Origin of the sequence: Pseudomonas sp. HY2-MNA-CIBAN-0224, assembly GCF_040310285.1 — a bacterium.
Classification (GTDB): Bacteria; Pseudomonadota; Gammaproteobacteria; order Pseudomonadales; family Pseudomonadaceae; genus Aquipseudomonas; species Aquipseudomonas helleri.
Genome location: NZ_JBEOPQ010000267.1, coordinates 1 through 349 on the forward strand (window position 1 = coordinate 1; position 349 = coordinate 349).

The window sequence follows — 349 nt, forward strand, 5'->3', positions numbered from 1 at the left end:
TTGTACTTGCCAATGCTGAAACATTAGCGCCATTTGATGACAATAGCTTTGATTTGCTTACCATCAGCTTTGGTCTGCGGAATGTCACGGACAAAGACGCTGCGTTAAAATCTATGTATCGCGTACTGAAACCGGGCGGTCGTTTATTGATTTTAGAATTCTCAAAACCTGTGTTTGAGCCATTATCAAAAGCCTATGATTTATACTCATTTACCGCATTACCAATGATGGGCAAGCTGATTGCCAATGATGCAGAAAGCTATCAATACTTGGCTGAATCGATTCGTATGCACCCTGATCAGCAGACGCTAAAGCAAATGATGCAGCAAGCGGGCTTTGAGAATTGTGA

At 42.1% G+C, this 349-nt stretch carries 1 protein-coding gene; it reads left to right on the forward strand.

Annotated features, from left to right (window positions below; genetic code table 11):
• Nucleotides 1–349: class I SAM-dependent methyltransferase (locus AAEZ03_RS26340; RefSeq protein ID WP_350582701.1), on the forward strand; the 349-nt coding region annotated here is incomplete at both ends.